Origin of the sequence: Rhizobium sp. Rhizsp42, assembly GCF_047304155.1 — a bacterium.
GTDB lineage: Bacteria > Pseudomonadota > Alphaproteobacteria > Rhizobiales > Rhizobiaceae > Rhizobium.
On sequence record NZ_JBGLYS010000016.1, the window covers coordinates 73,888 to 92,950 of the forward strand.

Here is a 19,063-nt window from a genome sequence, read left to right on the forward strand (position 1 = left end):
GCAGAAAGATAGCCAATGACAGTTGAGTGCACCCGGCTCAAATCCGGGCTGACAGTAGTGACACAGACCATGCCGCACCTCGAAAGTGCAGCACTCGGGGTCTGGATCAAATCAGGTTCGCGCAACGAGACGACAGACGAGCATGGAATTGCCCACCTGCTCGAGCACATGGCCTTCAAGGGAACCGCGCGCCGCAGCGCCCGCGAGATCGCCGAACAGATCGAGGATGTCGGTGGCGAAGTAAACGCCGCCACCTCGACCGAAACAACCTCCTACTACGCGCGCGTCCTGAAAGACCACGTGCCGCTCGCCGTCGATATCCTGGCTGACATCCTCACCGAATCCGCTTTCGAAGAGGAAGAGCTGGAGCGTGAGAAGCAGGTCATCCTGCAGGAAATCAACGCCGCCAACGACACGCCCGATGATGTGGTGTTCGACCGGTTTTCCGAAGTCGCCTACCGCGACCAGACGCTCGGCCGCGCCATTCTCGGCACGCCGCAGACGGTGGTGTCCTTCACGCCGCAGCAAATCCGCGGCTATCTCAGCCGCAACTACACGACCGACCGCATGTTCGTGGTCGCCGCCGGCGCCGTGCAGCATGACGAGTTCGTGCGCATGGTCGAGGAGCGATTCGCTTCGTTGCCGACGGCGCCGAGTGCCACGCCGGTCATGGACCCCGCCAAGTATATCGGCGGCAACATCCGCGAGACACGCGACCTGATGGACGCCCAAATCCTGCTCGGCTTCGAGGGCAAGGCCTATCACGCGCGCGACTTCTACTGTTCGCAGATCCTCGCCAACATCCTCGGCGGCGGCATGTCGTCCCGCCTGTTCCAGGAAGTGCGCGAAATCCGGGGCCTCTGCTATTCGATCTATGCCTTCCACTGGGGCTTCTCCGACACCGGCATATTCGGCATTCATGCCGCGACCGGCGGCGAGAACCTGCCGGAACTGGTGCCTGTCATCATCGACGAGCTGCACAAGTCGGCGACCTCGATCGACCAGAAGGAAATCGAGCGTGCCCGCGCGCAAATCCGCGCACAGCTTCTGATGGGCCAGGAAAGCCCGGCGGCGCGCGCCGGCCAGGTGGCACGGCAGATGATGCTCTACGGCCGGCCGATCTCCAATCCTGAAATGATGGAGCGGCTGGAAGGCATCACCATCGAACGCCTGACCGACCTTGCGGGCCGGCTGTTCTTCGACACCGTGCCGACGCTTTCGGCGATCGGCCCGCTCGAGCATCTGGCGCCGATGGAAGACATCGCCGCGTCGCTCACCTCGCCTGCCCCACAGGGCAAGCAAGCCGTAATTTGAACCTGCATTCGCGTTGCCGGGAGTGATCGATGCCAAAATCGGTGTTTCGGTTCCTGTCTCGGCAGCCGGAAGCAGTTGAAATCGAAGACGCCAATTATGTGCTGCGGCTGCCGCGCTACCAGGATTTCAACCAGTGGCACAAGCTGCGGTCGGCAAGCCGCGGCTTTCTCGAACGCTGGGAGCCGACCTGGCGCCGCGACGAGCTGACGGAGGGCTCGTACCGGGCCCGCGTCATTCGCGGCAAGCAGGAATATGCGTCCGGACAGGCCGTTCCGCTGCTGCTTTTCCACCGTGAAAACATGACGCTGCTCGGCGGCATCACCATCGGCTACATCAGGCGCGGGGCGGCACAGAGCTGCATGATCGGCTACTGGATGGGCGAAGCACATGCCGGCCAGGGCCATATGTTCGCCGCACTTCAATTGGTTATACCCTACATCTTCGCAGGCCTTGAGTTGCACCGTATCGAAGCAGCCTGTATTCCAGACAATGCTCGGAGCATCCGCCTGCTTGAAAAAGCCGGGTTTCAGCGGGAAGGCTATCTGCGCGGATACTTGAAGATCAACGGTCAGTGGCATGATCACGTGATGTTTTCACTGCTCGCCACCGATACGGATAAAGGCAGGATAACCGACAGCCGATGACCAACAAACGCATGCTGCACCCATCACCATCTGGACGTCTCGTCGCGGTGATCGCAGCGCTTTTCCTGTCAGCTTTGGCGCTGATGGCAGGGGTCGCGCAGGCGGCCGAACCGGTGAAGATTTCCCGCGACGACACCGCGCTCGATCTGACCAAGACCACCGAGATCTACGCCAACCAGGGCGAGGCCTTTCAGGTTTCGACCGCGGCCGGCGCCGACGGCATCCGCCGGCGCATCGAGGTGCGGTCCAGTTCCGGCAACCACCAGGGCGACTGGGCGGTCTTCGCGCTCGCCAACGTTTCCGACGAGCAGCTGGAGCGCGTCATCGTCGCACCGCATTTTCGTCTGGTGAATTCCAAGCTGTTCTGGCCCGACCTCGGGTCGCAGCGCATCATCGCGATCACGCCGAGCGAAGGCTTCGCGCTCGACCGGCAGCCGAGCGACGATTCCGACGTCTTCCGCATCACGCTCAACCCGGGCTCCGTCATCACCTTCGTCGCGGAGCTTTCGACACCGGAACTGCCGCAGATCTATCTGTGGGAACCCGACGCCTACAAGGACACGATCAACGCGTTCACGCTCTATCGCGGCATCGTGCTTGGGATTGCCGGCCTTCTGGCGGTGTTCCTCACCATCCTTTTCGTCGTCAAGGGCACGTCGATGCTGCCGGCGACGGCCGCACTCGCCTGGGCGGTGCTCGGCTATATCTGCGTCGATTTCGGCTTTCTCGGCAAGCTCGTCAGCATCGCTTCGGCCGACCAGCGAATATGGCGCGCCTGCGCGGAAGTGGCGCTGGCATCGAGTTTCGTCATCTTCCTCTTCACCTATCTCAACCTCAACCGCTGGCATACGCATCTCGGCTACGTGACGCTGGCCTGGGTGCTGGGTCTGGCGCTGCTCTTCGGCGTCGCGATCTACGATCCGGCCATCGCCGCCGGTATCGCCCGCCTCTCCTTCGCGCTCACCGCGACGCTGGGCCTGCTGCTCATCATCTATCTCGGCCTCAACCGCTATGACCGCGCCATCCTGCTCGTGCCCGCCTGGGCGCTGATCCTGGTATGGCTGTTCGGCGGCTGGCTGACGATTACCGGCCAGCTCGACAACGACATCATCCAGCCGGCGCTCGGCGGTGGTCTCGTGCTGATCGTGCTTCTGATCGGCTTCACCGTCATGCAGCACGCCTTTGCCGGCGGCACGTTCCAGCAGGGGCTGTTCTCCGATCTCGAACGGCAATCGCTGGCGCTGACCGGCTCCGGCGACATGGTGTGGGACTGGGACGTGGCGCGCGACCGCGTCGTCACCATCCCCGATGTCTCCGTCAAGCTCGGCGTTTCGCCCGGCACGATGCATGGTGCGGCCCGCAACTGGCTGCCGCGCCTGCACCCCGACGATCGCGACCGCTTCCGCGCCACGCTCGACGTGCTGCTCGAACATCGCCGCGGCCGGCTGAACCACGAGTTCCGCATCCGCGCCGAGGACGGGCATTTCCACTGGCTGCTGATCCGCGCCCGGCCGGTGCTCGATTCCAACGGCGAGGTGATCCGCTGCGTCGGCACCGTCATCGACGTGACCGAGCAGAAGAACTCGATCGACCGGTTGCTGCAGGACGCGCTGCACGACAACCTGACCGGCCTTCCCAACCGCCAGCTGTTCCTCGACCGTCTGCAGGGCGTGCTGGCGCTGGCGCCGGGTGGCGATACGCTAAGGCCGACCGTGATGGTGATCGATATCGATCGCTACAAGTTGGTCAACGATGCGCTTGGCGTCGCCGCCGGCGACAACATCCTGATTGCGCTCACCCGCCGTCTTCGCCGGCTCCTGAAGCCGCAGGACACGCTGGCGCGTCTCTCCGGCGACCAGTTCGGCCTCATCCTCGTTTCCGAGCGCGATCCCGCCAAGATCGCCGACTTCGCCGATGCGATCAGCAAGGCGATCATGGTGCCGATCAACTTCGCCAATCGCGAGATCATCCTGACGGCCTCGATCGGCCTTGCCTCCTTCGTCGACCAGCAGGAAAACGCGACGGGGATGCTGAGCGACTCCGAGCTTGCCATGTACCGGGCCAAGCGCGCCGGCGGCAATCGCGTCGAGCCGTTCCAGCCTGCCTTCCGCGACTTCGGCGCCGACCGGCTGCAGCTGGAATCGGATCTGCGCCGTGCGCTGGAGCGCAAGGAACTGTCGATGGTCTACCAGCCGATCGCCGGCCTGGAAGATGTCGAGATCGCCGGCTTCGAAGCGCTTATGCGCTGGGAGCATCCGAAGCGCGGCAACATCCCGCCATCGGAGTTCATCCCGATCGCCGAGGCATCCGACATCATCAACATGCTCGGCGTCTTCGCGCTCGAACAGGCGACCAACGACCTGATGGCCTGGGAGAGCCAGACCGGCGAGCTGCCGATCTTCGTGTCGATCAATCTCTCGAGCGCCCAGCTCCTGAACAACGATCTCTATGACGACGTGCGTTCGGTTCTCGCCAAGACCCATTGCGATCCGACCCGGCTGAAGCTGGAGCTGACCGAAACGATGGTGATGGAGAACCCGGAACAGGCGCGCCTGGTGCTGGGCAAGCTGCGCGAAATCGGGCTGGGGCTGGCGCTCGACGATTTCGGCACCGGCTATTCTTCCCTCTCCTACCTCACCCGTTTCCCGTTCGACACGATCAAGCTCGACAAGACGCTGGTCTGCGACACCAGCGACCGGAAGTCGACCGTGCTGCGCTCGGTGATCTCGATGGCGCGGGAGCTCGAGATGAAGGTCGTGGCCGAGGGGATCGAGTCCAACGAGGACGCGATCGAGCTGGCGAAGATGGGCTGCACCTACGGCCAGAGCTACCTCTTCGGTCCGCCGATGGCATCGGAATCGGTGCTGCGGCTGCTGAAGGAACGGTTTCCACTGACCAAGCGCGCCTGAGGTCTCTCAGGCCTCTGAAGTTCAAGCAGCGACTTGCCGTGGCTCGGCGACGCGATCCTGGATCAGCCGGTGCAGATATTCGAGCTTTTCGACGACAGCGTTCGACAGCACGAAGGGATAGGAATCCGGCTGGCCCATGCTGCGCTGGATGGCATTGATCGCCACCGATAGCGGCACCCAGGCGCTGACCAGTTGCTCGGCGCTTGCCGCCCGGTAAGGGTTGAAATCCACCTCGGACGCCATTTCCTCGTGGCCCCGCGGATCGATCGCGATGCCGAAACCGCGCGCGGTCTCCAGCGTATCGACGATATGGAGATAGTGCGCGAAGCACTCGGCGAAATCCTCCCAGGGATGGGCCGTCGCGTAAGCGCTGATGAAACCCTGCTGCCAACCGATTGGCGCGCCGTTCTGATAATGGTTCTGCAGCGCCTGGCCATAATCCTGGCGCTCATCGCCGAAGACGGCGCGGAAGCCATCGAAGGCGTCGCGGTCGCGGACCAGGCGGTTCCAGACGAAGTGCCCGATCTCGTGGCGGAAATGGCCGAGCAGCGTTCTATAGGGTTCGTTCATCGAGGCGCGGGCGAGTTCGCGGGTGATGTCATCGGCCTCGGCGGCGCGGATGGCGATGACGCCCTCGTCGTGGCCCGTCATGGCCGGGATGACATTGCCGTCGACCTGCACTTCATCCTCGAGGAAGTCGAAAACCAACCCGCCTTGCGGATCCTCGATACGGTCAGGCGGCGGAAGACGCCAGCGCAAGAGCGAATAGAAGAGATGGCGCTGCGCCTGGCTGATGCGGCGCCAGCGATCGATCCCCTCCTGCGTATGGGTGTTCGGCACCAGGCGATTGTAGCGGCAGGCCATGCAGAACGGATTTTCGTCATCCGCACTGACCAGCCAGTTGCAGATGTCGAGACCGGCATTGGCGCAGAAACGCACGGCGCGCTGAGGGTCCGACGTCAGCTGCCACAGCGTCTCATCGCGCTGCTCGAGCGCGCGCATCGAGAGATCGTCAGCTAAGAAGCCGAGGCGATGGTTGCAGCGGACGCATTGCCGGTTGTCGAAGTGCACGACCTGATCGCAGTTATCGCAGGCGAAAAGCCGCATGGAACGCCCCATAGCGTGGAGTTGATACAAAACGACCCGCAGCGCGGATGCGCGACGGGCCATTGCGGGGATGCTTTCGATCACATGCGATCGACGACATCCTTGATCTTGCCTTTGGCATCGCCCTTGGCGGACTGGGCCTTGCCCTTGGCTTCCTGGACGGCGCCCTTCGCACGGGTGGAATTGTCGCCGGTCGCCTTGCCGACAGCCTGCTTCGCCTTGCCGGCGATTTCGTTAGCCTTGCCGGAAATCTTGTCGCTGGTGCTACCCATCTGATGTCTCCTTTTGGTACGGGCCTCGTGCCCGGTGCGAAAAGAGAACGTGGTTCGCAGCTATTCGTTCCGCGAATTTTTTCAGCTTCAGGCGTGGCCGGCTTCGGTGGAGAGCATGGCCGCCGAAATGCCCATGCCGGCCAGTGCACGCTCGTATTTATCATCGAGATTGGGATCGAAGATGAGGGCATCGTTGGCCGGGCAATTCAGCCAGCCGTTGCTGGCGATCTCGGCTTCGAGTTGCCCCGCGCCCCAGCCGGCATAGCCGAGCAGCATGGTGGCGCGCTTCGGCCCCTCGCCCTTGGCGATGGCGCGGATGATGTCGAGCGTCGCCGTCATGCAGATATCGTCGCTGACGGGAATGCTGGAATCGCAGAGATAATCATCGGAATGCAGAACGAAGCCACGGCCGCTTTCCACCGGCCCGCCCGTCTGGATCGACAGGTCGCCGGATGGCGGCGGCATGAGGATCGCCTCGTCGCTCTTGATCATGTCGAGATGCATGAGCACGTCGGTGAATGAGAGTTCCTGAGACCGGTTGATGATGAAACCCATGGCGCCGGCGTCGGAATGGGCGCAGACATAAATCACCGTGCGGGCGAAATTGCTGTCCGATACGCCGGGCATGGCGATCAGGAACTGGCCGTCGAAGAAGCCGCGTTCACGTCTGTTTTTCAGGGTCGACAGGGACATGATACCTCCTGATGCCAGACCGCTCGAGGCGCCGACAAGAGAAACATGGGCCAATGTCCTGTTTCAATCAACTGAAAATGAAAATTAAATCGGATGCGGCTGCTGGCGAAGGGCAGCGGATTTGAATAACCATTGCCGCATGACCTTTGCCCCGCACAAAATACATCTCATCCTGATCATCGCCACGGCTCTTGGCCTGTCCCTGCCCGTGCTCTCCGCAGCGCAGGCGGGCACCAGCGAATGGGTCGACAATGCCGGCGGGCGGATGCGGCTGGTGGCGATGGCGCCCGACGCGCACGGCAAGATCCGCGCCGGGCTGCAGATCGAACCCAATGCCGGATGGATCACCTACTGGCGCGAACCGGGCAATAGCGGCATCCCCCCGCAGATCACGATCGCGCCAGAGACGGGGGTGACGCTGGATAAGATCGGCTACCCGATCCCGAAGCACATCAAGGACGACAGGCTCGACGACATCGGCTACGACGCGCCGGTGACGCTGCCGCTCACGCTTTCGGCCACCAGCGGCGCCACCGAGATCAAGGCGCAGGCCTTCATCGGCATCTGCAAGGATATCTGCGTGCCCTTCCAGGCCGATCTCACCGTTGCCCTCTCGGCGGCGGGGCAATCGCAGCCGGAGGAAAAGGCCATTCTTGACGCCGCCGACGCGAGGCTGCCGGAAGCGCCCTCCTCCAAGTTCAAGGTGACCAAGCACACGCTGTCGGCCGACCAGAAGGAGCTGACGCTTGATATCACGCTCCCCGATATCGGCGACACGACACCCGACGTCGCCGTTGCCGGCCCGAGCGGCTATGTGTTTACCAAGCAGCTGATGAGCAAGCGCGATGGCGCTTCGCTGACGACGACGATCGCGATCGGCAAGCTGCCGAAGAATTACGACATATCGGGCAAGAGCTGGAGCGCGCTCGTGATCGACGGAGCGCGTGCCATCGAAAGCCCGCTTGCTTTCAAATAGGCCGATCCTATCATTCACACCTGCCCTTGATCTCAACGTCTGCGCCCAGACGGCGCCTCACAAACATAACCAGGAGATAGTCATGACCATTGCAATCGGCGACACGCTGCCTTCGGCGACCTTCAAGGAAAAGACGGCTGACGGCCCGGTGGAGACCACGACCGAGGCGCTGTTCAAGGGCAAGCGCGTGGTGCTCTTCGCCGTGCCCGGCGCCTTCACGCCCACCTGCTCGCTCAACCACCTGCCCGGCTATCTCGAAAACCACGACACCATTCTCAATAAGGGCGTCGACGACATCGCGGTCATCGCCGTCAACGACTGGCACGTGATGGGCGCCTGGGCGCAATCCTCCGGCGGCATGGGCAAGATCCACTTCCTCCCCGACTGGGACGCCTCCTTCACCAAGGCCATCGGCCTCGACGCCGACCTCTCCGGCGGCGGCCTCGGCGTGCGCTCCAAGCGCTACTCGATGCTGGTCGAGGACGGCGTCGTCAAGTCGCTCAACGTCGAGGACAATCCGGGCCAGGCGACGGTTTCGAGCGCTGCGACGATGATCGAACAGCTGTGAGGTGATGTTGCGGGGTGGAGCCGCGCGTCGGCTTCGCCCTGCGCTTGGTCAGGCTGACGCGCTGGCTTGCGTGGCGGGTCGCGGCGCTTGGCGCCCTTCCGCTCTTGCTGCGCCGTAGCGTTCCGGGCGGCGTGCTTAGATCCTCGGGACGAGCCCGAGGATGACGTTGAGAATGTGGGAAGCGACGTCTTTCCAACAAGTTAGCAGCCCAATAGGTTAGCGACGGCCCATCCCCTCGACCGTCATACTCGGGCTCGTCCCGAGTATCTGCTGTGGGCGCAAATGGCTCGACGTGAATGGACGCTGGGCGAGGACGGGGCTGCGGGTGCCCAGGCGCCAATACATATCCTCCCGCTTATTCCAGTGGCTCGCGCCCCTTTTACTCCCCTGCACCGTCGCATTCCTGGAGGCGTGCTTAGATCCTCGGCACCTTGGCCGAGGATGACGCCGAGAGCGTGGCGGCGCTTTCACTCTTCGCCCCCAATCCGCCATTCAACTCCCCTGTTTTCCACCAACCTCTGTCGATCGCCGATATTTTTCGCGCTCGACCGCTTGCGTCATCGCCGAAAATATCGTTATAACGTTACAAAGTAATGTTATTACATACTGAGTACCCGCGATGCCCCTCCTAAACAACCTCGCCGCCGGCCTGATGGGCGGCTCGGCAATGAGCCGTGTGATCGGCGCTGTTGTCGTCGCCGCCCTGCTCTGGATCGCCATCGCATGGGCGGTGGTGCTGCCATGAGCGAAGAACTGATCCGGCTTTCCAATCTCACCGTCGCCTATAACCGGCACCCGGCCGTGCACCACGTCTCCGGCGCGATCACGGCCGGCAGCCTGACGGCTATTGCCGGGCCGAACGGGGCGGGGAAGTCGACGCTGTTGAAGGCGATCATGGGTGAGCTCAGGCCGAGCGAGGGGCGTGTCGAGCATCGGCTGCAGCGCACCGATTTCGGCTACCTGCCGCAGGCGGCGGATATCAACAGGCGGTTTCCGATCTCGGTGCTCGATACCGTGCTGCTTGGCGCATGGCGGCAGGCGGGGGCGTTTTCGCGGGTTTCGGGTGCGGAAATGGTGAAGGCGCGTGAGGCGATTTCGGCGGTCGGGCTGGAGGGTTTCGAGCGGCGGCAGATCGGGTCGTTGTCGTCGGGCCAATTGCAGCGCGTGCTGTTCGCGCGGCTGCTGTTGCAGGATGCCAAGGTGATCCTGCTCGACGAGCCGTTTACCGCGATCGACGCCCGCACCACCCGCGACCTGATCGAGATGATCCTGACCTGGCATGGCGACGGACGCACGATCGTGGCAGTGCTGCATGATTTCGAGCAGATCCGCGCGCATTTCCCGCAGACGCTGCTTCTCGCCCGCGAGATGATCGACTGGGGGCCGACGGCCTCCGCCATGTCGGCCGAGAACCTGTTGAAAGCAAGGGCGATGGCCGAGCGCTGGGATGAGGACGCAGACACCTGCGCGCCGGCCGCATGACCATCTACGATCTCTTCTTCGCACCCTTTGTCGATTACGGCTTCATGCGCCGGGCGCTTGTCGCGTGCCTCTGCCTCGGGCTCGGCTCCGGGCCGATCGGCGTGTTTCTGATGCTGCGGCGGATGAGCCTGATGGGCGATGCGATGAGCCATGCGATCCTGCCCGGGGCTGCGATCGGCTATCTCGTTGCCGGGTCGCTGTCGCTGACGGCGATGGGGATCGGTGGACTGGTGGCTGGGCTTGCCGTGGCGCTGCTGTCGGGCGCGGTCAGCCGGGTGACGGTGCTGCAGGAGGATGCGAGCTTTGCCAGCTTCTATCTCGCGTCGCTGGCGCTCGGCGTGCTGATCGTCTCTCTTAGGGGCTCCAATATCGACCTGCTGCATGTGCTGTTCGGCACGATCCTCGCCATCGATCCCCCTGCCCTTTACCAGATCGGCGCGATCACGACGCTGACGCTGATCGTGCTTGCCGCGATCTACCGGCCGCTGATCGCGGAGTGCTTCGACCCGAGTTTCCTGAGGGCAATCGGCGGGCGCGGTCCGGTCTATCACTTCCTGTTCCTGCTGCTCGTCGTGCTCAACCTCGTCGCCAGCTTCGAGGCGCTTGGCACGCTGATGGCCGTTGGGCTGATGATGCTGCCCGCCGCGATCGCGCAGCTCTGGTCGCGCAGCCTGCCCTCGATGATGCTGGTGGCTGCCTTGAGTGCCGCGGCATCCGGCTATTTCGGGCTGATCGCCTCCTACCATTTCGAGCTCGCCTCCGGGCCGACGATCATCATGACGGCGGCGGCGATCTACGGCTTTTCCATCTTTTTCGCACCGTCGGGCCTTGCTCGGCGACTTTTCCCCCGCGCCCATCTCAAGGGCTAACTAACCAAAGGATCCTTCTATGCCCCATAGAAGATTGCTTCTTGCCGCCTCGCTTCCCGCGCTGATGGCCTTCTCGGCCATGCCGGCTTCGGCCGAAACGCTTCATGTCGTGGCCTCGTTCACCGTGCTGGCCGATGTCGTCAAACAGGTCGGCGGCGACCATGTCGAGGTCAAAAGCCTCGTCGGGCCGAACGGCGACCCCCACGAATTCGAGCCGTCGCCCACCGACGCCAAGAACCTGAAGGCCGCCAAGGTGACCTTCGTCAGCGGCGAAGGGCTGGAAGGCTGGATGGACCGGCTGATCGCCGCATCGGGCTACAAGGGCACGCCGGTGACCGTTTCCGAGGGCGTGAAGACGCGCACAATGGAAGAGGACGGCAAGACCGTGACCGATCCGCACGTCTGGAACAGCCCCGTCAGCGTCAAGGTCTGGGTTGAGAACATCGAGAAGGCGCTCACATCGGCCGATCCTGCCGACGCGGCGGCGTTCAAGGCCAATGCCGAGGCTTACACCAAGAAGCTCGACGAGATGGACGCCTATGCCAAGGCGAAGTTCAAGGATATTCCCGAGGATCATCGCAAGGTGCTGACCAGCCATGACGCCTTCGGCTATTTCGGCCGGGAGTATCATGTGAGCTTCCTGGCGCCGCTCGGCGTGTCCACCGAAAGCGAAGCGTCGGCCGCCGAAGTGGCCAAGCTGATCGAGCAGATCAAGGCCGAGCACGTGAAGACCTATTTCTTCGAAAACTCCAACGATCCGCGCCTCGTCAAGCAGATCGCCAAGGCAACGGGGGCAGAGCCCGGCGGCGAGCTCTATGTGGAATCGCTGTCGGATGCCAAGGGCCCGGCATCCACCTATGAGAAGATGTTCCGCTACAATGTCGACCAGATCTCCGCCGCGATGCGCAAGGGCAGCTGACGACGGAAACCGAGACGTTCGACCTGCGGGATCAAACCTGCAGGTCGAAGACGATCAGGCCGCCGAGGCCGCCATCCAGCGACGAGACGATGCGCTCGCCGACGGCGACATGCTCGGGATGAACGAGATAGGCGTCGCGCGCTTCCGGGCTTTCGAAGGTCACGGCAAAGCCATCGACGAAGCCGGCATGCAGGCCCTCGGGCGAGACGTTCGGGCCGTATTTGATATCCAGAATACCCGGAATGACCTGCTTCAGCGCGACGATCTGCTCGAATAAGGACTGCTTCTCTTCGCCCGTGATGGCCGATTTCAGCCGCATCAGCACTGAGTGCAGGATCATATGTTGCCTCCCAACATGTTGTTATCCGCAAAGCATAGTGGGAATGCGGCTGCGGGCAAGATGCAAAGATTAGCCATGGAAAAAGGCGCGACCGGTGACCGGCCGCGCCTTCTGATCAATGATTGCCGAGCCGCGATCAGGCGGCGGAGCGACCTGCGAAAGACGACGTCAGGCGATCGGCGAGCGCACGGGCCGGCGACTGCACCGGACGCGAGCTTGACGTGGCGGCGCTGACGGCGCGGTCGTCGAGCTTGAACTGCGACAGCAGTTCCAGCAGGGTCGCCGCCTGGGTTGCCAGGCCGTGGCTCGCGGCGGTTGCCTGCTCCACCATGGCCGCGTTCTGCTGGGTGCCCTGGTCCATGAGATTGACCGAGGTGTTGATCTCCGACAGGCCGGTCGACTGTTCGCGCGAGGAGAGCACGATCGACTGGACGTTGCGGTTGATCTCCTGCACTTCGGAGACGATCTCCTGAAGCGCCTGGCCGGTACGGCCGACGAGATCGACGCCGCCGCGCACCTGGTCGCCGGACTTGGTGATCAGCTGCTTGATCTCCTTGGCGGCGTTGGCCGAGCGTTGGGCGAGTTCGCGCACTTCCTGGGCCACGACCGCAAAGCCCTTGCCGGCTTCACCGGCGCGCGCTGCTTCGACGCCTGCGTTCAGCGCAAGCAAGTTGGTCTGGAAGGCGATATCGTCGATGACGCCGATGATGTTCGAGATCTGGCTCGACGACTGCTCGATCTCCTGCATGGCATCCACCGCTTCGCGGACGATCTCGCCGGAGCGCTCGGCGCCGGCCTGGGTGCGCTTGACCAGCTCGCCGGCGTCACCTGCGCGGCCGGCAGAATCCTTGACCGCGGTCGTGACCTGCTCCAGTGCCGCTGCCGTCTCTTCGACGGAGGCTGCCTGCTGCTCGGTGCGGCGGGAGAGATCGTCGGCCGATGCCTTGATCTCGGCTGCGCCGGCATCGATCATCCGGGCATTCTCGCCAACGGTGCGCAGCGTTTCCTGCAGACGGCCGATCGATTCATTGTAGCTGATGCGCAGCGCGTCCAGCTGGTCGGCGAAGGGAGTTTCGAGACGGTAGGTCATGTCGCCATCCGACAGGCGCTGCAGGCCGACGCCGAGGCCATCGACGGCAAAGCGGACGTCTTCGGCTTCGCGTGCCTTCTGCGCTTCGCGGGCAATCCGCTCGTTTTCGCTGAGGCCGCGATTGGCTTCCGTTTCGCGCTCCAGGCGTTCGCGCTCCAGCGCGTTGTTGCGGAAGACGGCGACAGCGGCTGCCATTTCGCCGATCTCGTCGCGGCGGGCGCCGTGCGGGATCTCGTGGCTGTTGTCGCCCGATGCAAGCTGGTTCATCGCGCCGGTGATGTCGCTGATCGGACGCGCCACGCGGAAGAAGGAGATGAAGGCGGCAACGATGGCGAGCAGGGCTGCGATCGCGACGGCCGTGAAGGTCGAGATCCGAGCGAAGCTGACGACATCGCTGGAGATCGCAATCGACTGCGCCGCCAGATCCTTGTTGTTGTCGACCACGCCCTTGATGATGCCGCTGGCTTCAATGCCGATCGGGTCCATGTTCTCGACCATGAACGGCTTCAGGTTCGCCTGTTCGCCTGAGGTCGCCATCTTCGCGATCGTCGCGCCGAACTCGTCATAGGCGCGGAAGTCCTTCTTCAGCGTCTCGACCTTGGCGCGGGTGGCCGGCAGCGTGACGCGGGTCTCGAAGGAGTTGAGTGCGTCATCGCGGATGGCACGCGCGTCGTCCACCGCCTTCTGGTGCGCTGCGATTTCCTGCGGGCCGGTCGCCGACAGCATGGCCGTGACATTGCGGCGCTGATCGCCGAAGCTCTTGTCGAGCGCCGCCAGGAAGGCGTTGCCGGTCATGTTGCGGACCATCAGCTGCGACTGCGTTTCCAGATTGGAAATGGAATTGAGCGCCAAGCCGCCCTGAATGACACCCAAGACAACAACGCCGCCAAAGAGCGCTGGTATCAGTGTCCTGATCTTCAAATTCATCATCGTAAGCCCCGGTGTTTCTTCAATCTTTTTCGATCTGGCCCTCCTCAACCGCTGGCAGGTTTGACAAATCGCAATTTAGAAATACTTACCGGAGGGGCTGTTGCGGCGAAATGTAGCAAGTCCTTGTAGTCGCGTAGGCAAGTATACAGCGCGATGGATCACGGCTTCGAGATGGCCGTTTCGGGCGGAAAAACCGTCGTAAACGGGACGACGTCGGCGACATTCTCCTCTAAGCTGCGACCCATGACCGCACGGGAAGAGGAGCCCGCGCGGACCGCAGCATTTTCAACGGAGGAGATGAAAATGAGCAAGAACCGTGGCGTCGTCTACATGCGGCCCGGCGTTGTCGAAATCCATGACATCGACGATCCCAAGCTCGAGGCACCCGATGGGCGCCGCATCGAGCATGGCGTGATCCTGAAGGTGATCTCGACCAATATCTGCGGATCGGACCAGCACATGGTGCGCGGCCGCACCACGGCAATGCCGGGGCTGGTTCTCGGCCACGAGATCACCGGCCAGATCATCGAAAAGGGTATCGACGTCGAGATGCTCGAGGTCGGCGACATCGTTTCCGTACCCTTCAACGTCGCCTGCGGCCGCTGCCGCTGCTGCAAGTCGCAGGACACCGGTGTGTGCCTCACCGTCAACCCGTCGCGCGCCGGCGGCGCCTATGGCTATGTCGACATGGGCGGCTGGATCGGCGGACAGGCCCGCTACGTGACCATTCCCTACGCAGACTTCAACCTCCTGAAAATTCCGGATCGTGACCGGGCGATGGAGAAGATCCGCGACCTCACCATGCTCTCCGATATCCTGCCAACGGGCTTCCACGGTGCGGTGCGCGCAGGCGTCGGCGTCGGCTCGACCGTCTATGTCGCGGGCGCCGGTCCGGTTGGGCTTGCGGCTGCCGCTTCCGCCCGCATCCTCGGTGCCGCCGTCGTGATGATCGGCGACTTCAACAAGGATCGCCTGGCACATGCCGCCAAGGTCGGCTTCGAGCCGATCGATCTGTCGAAGAGCGACCGTCTCGGCGACATGATCGCGCAGGTAACCGGGAGCAACGAGGTGGACAGCGCCATCGACGCCGTCGGCTTCGAGGCACGCGGCCATTCGGGCGGCGAGCAGCCGGCGATCGTTCTGAACCAGATGATGGACATCACCCGCGCCGCCGGCTCGATCGGCATTCCCGGCCTCTACGTGACCGAGGACCCGGGCGCCGTCGACAGTGCGGCCAAGACCGGCAACCTGTCGCTGCGCTTCGGGCTCGGCTGGGCCAAGGCGCAATCCTTCCACACCGGCCAGACGCCGGTGCTGAAGTATAACCGGCAGCTGATGCAGGCGATCCTCCACGACCGCCTGCCGATCGCCGATATCGTCAACGCCAAGGTGATCCCGCTCGAAGAGGCCGTTCAGGGCTATGAGAGCTTCGACCACGGGGCCGCGACGAAATTCGTGCTCGACCCGCATGGAGACGTGGCGAAGGCGGCTTGAGGGATATGAGGCGGCTAGCGTTTTAGCGTGTGGCCCCCTCACCCTACCCTCTCCCCGCTGGGGAGAGGGGGAAGATGGCACAGAGGGGCCGCTTTTCCCTTCTCCCCCGCGGAGAGAAGGTGGCCCGAAGGGTTCAGGTGCAAAAAGTTGCACCGGGGATGAGGGGGCCGCTGGCGCTGACGTTAGCCACTTTCGAAACTCCCACCCACAAAACAACATGCCTCTACCCCGGCAGGTTTTACCCCCGGCTGATACGGCATCTGATCGGACGGGGCGCCAGAAGCTGCCTCGTAAATAGTTTAGTTTTATTGACACCTTCCAGCGCCCCGTTCGGCGGTCTGCTATCGTGTCCTGGTTCCTTTACCGGGTGATCGGCATCTTTTCAGAGATATGCTCGCGGGGTTGTTCTTGTTCTTGAGGCTTTCGCTCCCCGGGCATCCCGAAGGGCCGTCTTGATCGACGCCGGGAGGGCCTCCGCGGACCTGTCGCCCGCGGCACCCCAGCGCCGTTCCGCAGAACCCTTTCGAGCTCAACGGTCGGCCAGTCGCCGTCCCTTATGTGCATAGGTGCGTGGTATCGGCGAACCGACCTGCGCACCCGCACACCAACTCTTCGCTGGCGGAACCATTCCGCGACGCCCCTCGTTTCACCCTGCGTCAGGGGCTTCCCGAAAGCGCCGGTCCCGCCTCGCCGGTAACGCAACCGGTGTATCCGAAGACGGGACGGGGTGAGTTTGGCGCAGGCGGTGGGTGTGGGGAAAATGTGTGGCGTAAGTGGTTGATATTGTGGGATGTGGGGGTGAGATGAGAGAAGAAGGCGAACGTGGGATGGAGAGGCGTTTATTGATATCAGGATCAGCTCGACTTAGCCAAAGTGATAACGTTCTTAAAACACCGAGTTCCAGCATCATGCCAACCTGCATCAAGCTAGAGGAGCCGCAATGAGCGCTCGACTGTCGACAGCCATCAGAATCGGAGATGCCGCCAGGGCAATACTTCGGAAAACTCGGAGCTTTCCTGACGGGGGATTTGGGGAATGCGAAGACTTAAGGCATGGCAACCACATTGGCGTCGAGCCTATGCTTCTGGCACTTTCCATGGAATTGGCGCTGAAAGCATGGTTCGTCTTCGACTATGATGATCCAAACGTCGCCAAATCGCATGATCTTCTAAAGCTGTTTGATAGTCTAAAGCCGGAAAGCCAAGAAAAACTCGACGCAGAATTTAAAAGATCAGTCGTCCCGTATCATCCCAACTGCCTTTTCATGGACTACGACATTCGTCACATCTTGTTTCAACACAAGGATGCTTTCATCGACTGGCGCTACCTTCATGAAGGAGGCAAAACAATGAGTTTTGAGCAGAGCGCCTTCGAGGCGACGCTCGAAATGGTTCTGCGTGAGTTCGAAAAGCGATACTACGTCGAGCCGTTTAAGCCTCTCTTGTCATCGTGACATACGCCCGGATCGAAGGCGCACTCGCAAAGGGTGTAGTCCGGCAATTATCCCGGGGCTCGAAGTGAAAGCGCCCCACCCAACCTCTCCGCCACCTCAAACAGCGCCGGCACCGCCGGATTGCTCGACGCAGCCGAAGCACAGAGCACGATGTCGAACTCCGGCGCATCCTTGATCGGCCGCGAGACCAGTCCTTCCGCCAGATCCGCACACAAAGACTGCGGGATGAGCGCGATGCCAAGGCCTTCGGCGACGAGGCGGATGATGGTGTGCTGCAGGCGGGGTTCGAGGGCGAAGTGCGGCGCGACGCCTGGGGAGGCGCAATAGTTGCGGATGGCGTCGCGCAGGGTCGGCGTCACGCTTGCGGGGGCGGCGATCAGGCGTTCGCTTGCGAGATCGGTTGGGCCGGCGATGTCGAGTTCGGCCAGGCGGTGATCCCTCGGCACGATCAAGCGCAGGCGGTCGCGGGCGAGAAGCGTGGTGCGCAGATGGGTGGCCGGGCTGCCGCCGAAGGTGACGGCGGCGTCGAGGCGGCCTTCGATCAGCATCTCCTCGATATCCGTCGGTATGCGCTCCTCCAGCACGAGACGGACATCGGGGCGCTTTGCGGAATACAATCTCACCAGCGCCGGGACGACGCTGTAGGCGGCGTTCATCATGAAGCCGAGCTTCAGCTCACCCTTCACGCCGGATGCGACCAGCTGCACGTCGCGGCAGGCGGTGTCGAAACGCTCAAGCACCGCGCGGCACTCCTCGAGAAAATGCTTGCCCGCCGCCGTCAGCGCGACGTTGCGGGAATTGCGCTCGAACAGGCGGGCGCCGAGCGTCTTCTCGATCGCGGCGATCTGGCGGCTGAAGGGCGGCTGGCTCATGTTCATGCGGGCCGCCGCATGGCCGAAGTGCAGCGTCTCGGCGAGCGCCACGAAATAGCGCATGTGGCGCGTATCCATTTCATACCTCTGAGGTATCAATCAGCAATGATATCGACATTGGATTATATCGATATCAGGGGCTAGACAATGGTCTTTGCAACCTGAGTTCCCCTCCCCATGCTGACCAATCTCCTCATCGTGCTCCCCATCTTCGCGCTGATCCTGACCGGATGGATCGCGCGCAAGACCGACGCGCTCGGCCCCAATGCGACGCGCGAGGTGAACCGGCTGGTGGTCTATCTGGCGCTGCCTGCCCTGCTCTTCGACATCATGGCCAACGCGAAGCTCACGCAAATCTGGCAGCCGGGCTTCATCCTCGCCTTCACTTCCGGCTGTGCCATCATCTTTTGCGCGACGCTCTGGTGGCGGATGGCCAAGGGTCGGCATCTGGCGGATGCGGCGATCGACAGCCTGAACGCCAGCTACGCCAATACGGGCTTCGTCGGCTTTCCGCTGGTGCTTTCTGTTGTCGGCGACAACGGCATGGCGCCGACGCTGATCGCGACGATCGTGACCGTCTGCGTGCTCTTCGCCGTCGCCATCGTCTTGATCGAGGGCGGGCTGCAATCGGAGACGCGGCGGCGCGATATTGCCAGGAAGACCTTTCTCTCGCTGGCCAAAAACCCGCTGCTGATCGCGCCGGTGCTGGGCGCGCTGTTCATGGTCTCTGGCGTGGCGCTGCCGGCGCCGGTGCATGCGTTTCTAAAACTTCTCGGCGGCGCGGCCTCGCCCTGCGCGCTGATTGCGCTGGGGCTGTTTCTGGCCGGATCAAAGGCTGGGGCTGCGACCGAGCGCGCGGCGACGGCGGGGATACTCGTCGGGCTGAAGCTGGTTGCGCAGCCTTTGGTGACATGGGTGATTGCTGGGCCGCTGCTGCAGCTGCCGCCGGTTGCGGTGCATACCTGCGTGCTGCTCGCAGCGCTGCCGACGGGGACCGGGCCCTTCATGCTGGCGGAGTTTTATGGGCGCGAGGCGAGTTTGACGGGGCGCGTGGTGCTGGCCTCGACGGTGCTGTCGATTGGGACGATTTCGGCTTATCTGGCGGTGGCGGGGTGAGCGGCCGGTAAGAAA

General features: G+C 63.0%; 18 protein-coding genes. 12 read left to right on the top strand and 6 right to left on the bottom strand.

Translation table 11 applies throughout. The features are described 5' to 3' along the window. Window positions 1–15: 15 nt before the first annotated feature. The 3 genes from ACCD05_RS16910 to ACCD05_RS16920 are packed head-to-tail and all read left to right on the top strand — an operon-like array spanning window position 16 to window position 4,867. Window positions 16–1,314, top strand: a complete 1,299-nt coding sequence (locus tag ACCD05_RS16910; protein WP_413394127.1) for a M16 family metallopeptidase — start codon at window positions 16–18, stop codon at window positions 1,312–1,314. Window positions 1,315–1,343: 29 nt separating this feature from the next. Further along, window positions 1,344–1,958 (top strand): GNAT family N-acetyltransferase, encoded by a 615-nt coding sequence (locus tag ACCD05_RS16915; protein ID WP_018899059.1) that lies wholly within the window; start codon window positions 1,344–1,346, stop codon window positions 1,956–1,958. Next, a complete protein-coding gene (locus ACCD05_RS16920; protein ID WP_413394129.1) occupies window positions 1,955–4,867 on the top strand; it encodes an EAL domain-containing protein in 2,913 nt (970 codons plus the stop codon). Before ACCD05_RS16915 ends, ACCD05_RS16920 begins: the two co-directional genes overlap by 4 nt. 21 nt (window positions 4,868–4,888) lie before the next feature. On the opposite strand, the gene ACCD05_RS16925 is transcribed toward ACCD05_RS16920, so the two are convergent. From ACCD05_RS16925 to ACCD05_RS16935, 3 genes are all read right to left on the bottom strand, one after another. After that, on the bottom strand, window positions 4,889–5,974 hold the full coding sequence (locus ACCD05_RS16925) for a putative zinc-binding metallopeptidase (RefSeq protein ID WP_413394130.1): 1,086 nt from the start codon (window positions 5,972–5,974) through the stop codon (window positions 4,889–4,891). A gap of 80 nt (window positions 5,975–6,054) precedes the next feature. After that, window positions 6,055–6,246: a CsbD family protein gene (locus ACCD05_RS16930; protein WP_111561915.1), complete on the bottom strand. Its 192-nt coding sequence runs from the start codon at window positions 6,244–6,246 to the stop codon at window positions 6,055–6,057. 87 nt (window positions 6,247–6,333) lie between these two features. After that, window positions 6,334–6,939: a YqgE/AlgH family protein gene (locus tag ACCD05_RS16935; RefSeq protein ID WP_018899063.1), complete on the bottom strand. Its 606-nt coding sequence runs from the start codon at window positions 6,937–6,939 to the stop codon at window positions 6,334–6,336. A 139-nt stretch (window positions 6,940–7,078) separates the two neighbouring features. Between ACCD05_RS16935 and ACCD05_RS16940 the strand changes: the two genes are divergently transcribed. From ACCD05_RS16940 to ACCD05_RS16965, 6 genes are all read left to right on the top strand, one after another. Next, window positions 7,079–7,915 carry a protein-disulfide reductase DsbD domain-containing protein gene (locus tag ACCD05_RS16940; protein WP_413394133.1) on the top strand — a complete coding sequence of 279 codons (837 nt, stop codon included), beginning with the start codon at window positions 7,079–7,081 and terminating at the stop codon, window positions 7,913–7,915. Window positions 7,916–7,997: 82 nt separating this feature from the next. Next, window positions 7,998–8,483, top strand: a complete 486-nt coding sequence (locus ACCD05_RS16945; protein ID WP_413394135.1) for a peroxiredoxin — start codon at window positions 7,998–8,000, stop codon at window positions 8,481–8,483. A 619-nt stretch (window positions 8,484–9,102) separates the two neighbouring features. Then, window positions 9,103–9,228: a hypothetical protein gene (locus ACCD05_RS16950; protein WP_413394137.1), complete on the top strand. Its 126-nt coding sequence runs from the start codon at window positions 9,103–9,105 to the stop codon at window positions 9,226–9,228. Continuing rightward, on the top strand, window positions 9,225–9,965 hold the full coding sequence (locus ACCD05_RS16955) for a metal ABC transporter ATP-binding protein (protein ID WP_413394139.1): 741 nt from the start codon (window positions 9,225–9,227) through the stop codon (window positions 9,963–9,965). Before ACCD05_RS16950 ends, ACCD05_RS16955 begins: the two co-directional genes overlap by 4 nt. Further along, window positions 9,962–10,834, top strand: coding sequence for a metal ABC transporter permease (locus ACCD05_RS16960; RefSeq protein WP_413394141.1), 873 nt, complete (start codon window positions 9,962–9,964; stop codon window positions 10,832–10,834). Before ACCD05_RS16955 ends, ACCD05_RS16960 begins: the two co-directional genes overlap by 4 nt. Before the next feature lie 19 nt (window positions 10,835–10,853). Then, the gene (locus tag ACCD05_RS16965; protein ID WP_413394143.1) at window positions 10,854–11,753 is read left to right on the top strand and encodes a metal ABC transporter solute-binding protein, Zn/Mn family; all 900 of its coding nucleotides are present in this window, start codon (window positions 10,854–10,856) and stop codon (window positions 11,751–11,753) included. A 31-nt stretch (window positions 11,754–11,784) separates the two neighbouring features. Here the strand turns inward: ACCD05_RS16965 and ACCD05_RS16970 are convergent, their stop codons facing one another. Next, the gene (locus tag ACCD05_RS16970; RefSeq protein WP_026283108.1) at window positions 11,785–12,093 is read right to left on the bottom strand and encodes a Dabb family protein; all 309 of its coding nucleotides are present in this window, start codon (window positions 12,091–12,093) and stop codon (window positions 11,785–11,787) included. A gap of 136 nt (window positions 12,094–12,229) precedes the next feature. Continuing rightward, entirely contained in the window at window positions 12,230–14,113 is a 1,884-nt protein-coding gene (locus ACCD05_RS16975) for a methyl-accepting chemotaxis protein (protein WP_413394145.1), read from the bottom strand. Between the two features lie 303 nt (window positions 14,114–14,416). On the opposite strand from ACCD05_RS16975, the gene fdhA reads away from it, so the two are divergent. Together fdhA and ACCD05_RS16985 are read left to right on the top strand one after the other, a co-directional pair. Further along, window positions 14,417–15,607 carry a formaldehyde dehydrogenase, glutathione-independent gene (gene fdhA / locus ACCD05_RS16980; RefSeq protein ID WP_183901005.1) on the top strand — a complete coding sequence of 397 codons (1,191 nt, stop codon included), beginning with the start codon at window positions 14,417–14,419 and terminating at the stop codon, window positions 15,605–15,607. A gap of 940 nt (window positions 15,608–16,547) precedes the next feature. Further along, window positions 16,548–17,060 (top strand): hypothetical protein, encoded by a 513-nt coding sequence (locus ACCD05_RS16985; protein ID WP_112982190.1) that lies wholly within the window; start codon window positions 16,548–16,550, stop codon window positions 17,058–17,060. 47 nt (window positions 17,061–17,107) lie between these two features. Here the strand turns inward: ACCD05_RS16985 and ACCD05_RS16990 are convergent, their stop codons facing one another. After that, window positions 17,108–18,010 (bottom strand): LysR family transcriptional regulator, encoded by a 903-nt coding sequence (locus ACCD05_RS16990; RefSeq protein WP_413394148.1) that lies wholly within the window; start codon window positions 18,008–18,010, stop codon window positions 17,108–17,110. Window positions 18,011–18,109: 99 nt separating this feature from the next. On the opposite strand from ACCD05_RS16990, the gene ACCD05_RS16995 reads away from it, so the two are divergent. Next, a complete protein-coding gene (locus tag ACCD05_RS16995; RefSeq protein ID WP_413394150.1) occupies window positions 18,110–19,048 on the top strand; it encodes an AEC family transporter in 939 nt (312 codons plus the stop codon). Window positions 19,049–19,063 lie beyond the last annotated feature (15 nt).